The sequence below is a fragment of the Gallibacterium faecale genome, from assembly GCF_027920745.1.
Lineage (GTDB): Bacteria > Pseudomonadota > Gammaproteobacteria > Enterobacterales > Pasteurellaceae > Gallibacterium > Gallibacterium faecale.
Genome location: NZ_JAQIBB010000003.1, coordinates 1 through 5,165, shown reverse-complemented (window position 1 = coordinate 5,165; position 5,165 = coordinate 1). Strand labels below are relative to the sequence as shown.

The 5,165-nt window shown below is 30.8% G+C and carries 3 protein-coding genes; 1 reads left to right on the top strand and 2 read right to left on the bottom strand.

Annotated features, from left to right (window positions below):
* Positions 1-175: 175 nt before the first annotated feature.
* The gene (locus tag PF272_RS00945; protein WP_021114484.1) at positions 176-1,078 is read right to left on the bottom strand and encodes a DMT family transporter; all 903 of its coding nucleotides are present in this window, start codon (positions 1,076-1,078) and stop codon (positions 176-178) included.
* Positions 1,079-3,097: 2,019 nt separating this feature from the next.
* Here PF272_RS00945 and PF272_RS00940 point away from each other — a divergent pair.
* On the top strand, positions 3,098-4,123 hold the full coding sequence (locus PF272_RS00940) for a replication initiation protein (RefSeq protein ID WP_271141297.1): 1,026 nt from the start codon (positions 3,098-3,100) through the stop codon (positions 4,121-4,123).
* 202 nt (positions 4,124-4,325) lie between these two features.
* Here PF272_RS00940 and PF272_RS00935 read toward each other — a convergent pair.
* A partial coding sequence (locus PF272_RS00935) for a Gfo/Idh/MocA family protein (protein ID WP_271141296.1) occupies positions 4,326-5,165 on the bottom strand: 840 nt, incomplete at its 5' end.

Below are 5,165 nucleotides of genomic sequence, written 5' to 3'. Positions count from 1 at the left end.
ACATTCTTTTTGGATAGAATCTACCAAAGATTTATTAACATCACATACTGATGATATTCGTATATTTTCAATACTTTTATATGCTTTAATATGACTCCATATTATTTTTCTGTTTGGATCTTTATCTATACCATAAGCAATCAAGCCTAATCCTATAACACCCACATTATACATATTAATCTCCATGGGATTTTTTCCTCAATGAAATAACACATCCTACAATAACGATTGCAGCACCAAAACCTTGATAAATAGAAATAGTTTCACCTAAAGTAAAGTAACCAATAAACGCAGTAGATAAGGGAACTGTTAATTGAATAATATTGAAAACAACTACCCCTTGTTTTTGAACAATATAAAATGCAAATAACATACCTGTTAGCATTCCATACATTCCAGCAAAGATTAATCCGATCAGCAAGCCTGAACTAATATCTTGTAATTGATAAATAACACCTGTATTACTTGCTAAAAGTAGATAAACAAGTCCAGATAAAGTAGCAGTGGATGCACTGATAACGATGGCATTTAATTTTTTTGCGACCTTTTTAACGAAAAGGTTTTGAATAGATTGAATAAATATAGCTGTCCCCAAAAAGAGTGATCCTGTTATAAAATCATTACCCCCACCAGTTTTGTTGCTATAAATTACAAATATCAAAGAACCAATTACAGATAAGACACTACCAATATAAAAGCTCTTTTGTTTTACTTTTTCCCTTTCATCTTGAAAGAAAATTGCGGCCATAATAACAGCTAAAGGCATAGACATAATGCCAAAAATACTGCCTGCTAAAGCTGAAGTATATTTAAGACCATTAATAAAAAAATACATATTACCAGTCATAAAAATAGCTAACAAAAGAAGATATAAGATGATTGAAGGTTCTCTGAGCAACTTAAGTAGTTCTGTTCTATATTTTAATATACAAATAAAAACGAATAACAACCCACCAGAGAGAAATCGAACAGCATTATTATTTAAAGTATCAAAATGAATACTCATATAACGCATAATAGGAAAACCAAAACCCATTAACAAAACATAAGAAAATCTTATAAAAGAATCATTACCCATACGACTAAGCCCATACCTAAAAGGTAGTAATTATAAAATATTTGTATTGTTTCTCATAAAAAAAGGGTAGCTAGTAATGCAAGAGATTGCGAAGCGTCCCTACTACCAAAAAACCATTCAACGACGTAAACAGACAAACGCAAACCTTAAATTAGACGGTCTTCAGCTCGGACTTCGGAAGAATAAACAGGCGTAGAAGTGATAAAAGCTCTGTCTCCGTTTCGTGCTACGGTTAGAAAGGCGAAAGCCCCAAGAAATACAAGCACACCTGATAAGCGAGATTTAAGGATAACAACGAAATTCAATAGGGTCTGAATTTCCAAACTAGGTTAAATGCCACGACGTTTTATTTTGAAACTAACCGCAGTGTGCCGTTACCGAGCAAAGCAAAAGACGGTGAAGTATTAATTGAATTACCGCCAAGTATTTCAGCTAAAGTAATATTGTCGAATCATAGATAAAACAAAACCGCCTCTTAGGCGGTTTTGTTGTTATAATCTTTATCGGCTGGTCAGGTGTTGTCATTACCTGACTGGCGGGTCAGGTAGTGGCACATCTCGATCAGTTGGTTTTAACTCTGATACGAGATCAGACCGATGAAAATTATCTTAATAATTCTAATCGTGTTATTCGTGTTGCTGCTCTACAGCCCGACAGCTTGGTAGCACTTGAATAACTAGCCAAAGGCGGTAAGGGTAAAACCTTATCGCCTTTTCAATTATAACACTAATAGTCCTTTTAAGTCTTGTACTTATTCCTGATTAGACCGTAATTACAATAAAGAAAATCGCTTTATAAGTAATATAAATACTCTGTTTTTAGACCGTAAAATAAACTTTCTTACGATTGTTATTCAAAATTTGAGCTAAAATCTCCATCAAAATGAAGCACAAATCTGTACAGATTTGTGCAAATTCCGTTTTTTTATCGAAACTTTCCTTATAAATCAAAGAGAACAAATTTGTGTTAAATTTGCACAAATTTGTGCATAAAAAATTATGAGAACCTTTTTTAGGTTAGTGGCAAGATATTGATCTTTATAAAGAAAAAGCAATTTATTGCTTTTGCGTGTGGTGTGTAAAAACACTATCTAAATTTAAATCCACTTAATAAGAACTATGTGAATCAATAGCCCGTATTTATCGAAGAATTTTTTAATTACGGCGGACTTAAAGTGATTTTAGTTATTCAAAACTACTTATCAGTAGATTTATTTAATTATTAATCGCATACGGGCTTTAGCTTTTCCTAGTTTGATGTATCTCCCTGCTAGTATATCTTCTCTACCCTCTTTGATTTTAACGGCTAAAAACTCATTATAAATTTTTTTCTCCTAAATGATTTTTTATTCATATCAGCTACATGATCTGATTTACCATCAGATTAGGGGTTAAAATTGAGTATAACGGCATTTTTTTGTTTTTTTGATATGGTTTTTTTATAAAATGGCACTATGCTCGATTTATTGCCGTTTAAAAAGGGATAAAAAATGTTACTCATAGTTTTTAATGGAATACTTGCTTGTAGTATTGCTTACTGCATGTTTTTGTATGTTTCTTTTCGTCAAATAAAGCGAGTTTTTGAGTTGTTATTGTTTATAGGACTCTATTTATTTGTATGTATTAATCTAAATGAAGATCTAGAGCTACTCAGTGCAATCCTATTTTCTGCAGTAGTCATTTATAAAATCTTTTCTTTCAGTGAACTTATCGTTAAAACACATAAAGAACAGAAAAAATAGAAAATAGGGCGAAGCCCTCTATATATTTCTTCTTTCTTTCTTTCTTTCTTTCTGACTCTCGCAAACCCCGCATAACAAGGCTCTAGAGATTTAAAGGTGATATAAATGATGGTTAAAGGTGATATAAATGATGGTTAAAGGTGATATAAATGATGGTTAAAGGTGATATAAATGATGGTATTGGTTATAAATATGAAATTTAACATCACTTTTATTGGTTATATATTTAATTTGTGATATAACTAATACCATCATTCACATCACCTTAGGGTTGTTTTATGAGCGATTTAATAATTCGAAAAGCACATCCGATAGTTGAAGCTGGTTATAGACTTAGCATAGCTGAGCAACGAATTATATTGCTAAGTCTTGCCAAATTAGATAGTAGAAATATTGAGCAAAGCAAAGTTACTTTATTTGCCAAAGATTATGCTAATAGCTTTAATGTTTCTGAGAAAATAGCTTATCGTGATTTACTTAATGCTTCTAAGCGTTTATATGATCGTTCGATTATCCTTAAAGGAGAAAATGAAACTACAGAATTTCGATGGATTGAAAGTAGAACAAAGTATCACAAAGGAGAGGGAAGAATTTCATTTGAGTTTAGCCATAGAGTTATACCCTATTTATTCGAATTAGATAAACGTTTGGGTTATACACAATATCATTTGTTAAGTGTAAGTGGTTTTAATGGTACTTATTCTATAAGGTTGTATGAATTATGTAAGAAAATTCATGGCATGCAAAATCAAGAAATTGAAGTTGATGAAATCAGAAGAATTTTAATGCTTGATGAGAAATATAAAGAATTCAAAGTCTTTAAACGAGATGTTTTAACTCCATCAATCAATGAAATTAATGCTAAATCAGATTTATTTATCGATGTTAAGCAGATTAAGTGTGGACGAAAAATAGTAGCGTTAAAATTCATAATTGAATTGAAAGAAAAGGTTGTAAAGGCAGAATTAGAAAATAATAAACGTCCATCTTTTCCGCATAAGAATAAGTACGGTAAGTTTGTAAAGTTAGATAAGCAGAATCCAAAAATGAGTAGTGCAGAATATGGAAATTATGCAAAAGACTGCTTAGCTATTTTAGATAATTTTTATTCTGACTTAGACACTGTAACGTTAGAAGATTTACGCAATTATTGGGTCTTTTTAGAAACTAATGCCAGTTTTAGATCTAAGCTAGGGAATAAACAAAAAATGCTTGAAGAATTACGTAAACGTGGCTTTAAATTGGTTGATTGTGAGTTAGTCAAAATAGACAAAAAACAAATCGATTTAGTCGATGATGTTTAATTGATTTATTTATAACTTCTGACAAAAACAAACTTGTTTTGTGTATTGTCAGAAGTTTAGCAATTGAAGCGAAGCGAAAGGCGGTAGAGAGAAAACTATGTTATACCCAGCAACTTTTGAAAAAGAAGATAGCGGATTATATGCTGTATCATTTAGAGATATTCCTGAAGCATTAACCTGCGGTGATAGCTATGAAGATTCTTTATTGAAATTTAATTATATTTCCATTCATTGATGATAGTTTTATACTTTCAATAACCTCTATTGATTCTATTGCCGTTTTTATATTTGATACAGGTTGTTTTCCTGTTTCAATACCTTCAATTAGACTTAAAATGGCATCTATCATTCTTTCATTTGGAGTAGTATTGTGTTTTGAATAGACTAAATCTAAATGTTCATACTTGCTACCTGATGAATTTTCACTACTTGAAAATTTATATAAATCATAAGATGATCCATTGTTGTATAATCTTATTCGCCCATTTTCGCCAAGTATGTCTAATTCAAACATATATTTCATTGGGGAAGAACTAGTACCTTTAATGAACCCAATAGAATTAGATTTAAACTTTATCATTCCTGTTCCTCCGACATCAGAAATACCGTGAACATTTCTCACAAAATCTTTTTGAATATCTCCAACAACATATTCAATATCTGAACCAGAAAAATAAAGCAATAAATCTATTAAATGGCTTGTACTCGTATGTAAAGCAGTTGCACCATAACCAACTAAAGAATAAATATTCCCTATAGCATTTGAATCTAATAGTCCCTTAATTTCTTGAATAAGATTATCCCAACGAAAAATGTAATTAACAGCGATAATAACATTATGCTTATCGCATAACTCAACTATTTCCTTAGATTCTTCTAGAGAATAAGAAATAGTCTTTTCACAGAAAATCACTTTAACTCCATTCTTAATACACTCTTTGATGATATCAAAATGTGTTTGAATAGGTGTACATATACTGACAATATCAAATTTATTAGATTTCAGCATTTCTTTATAATCTGTATATCCATTTGGGATATC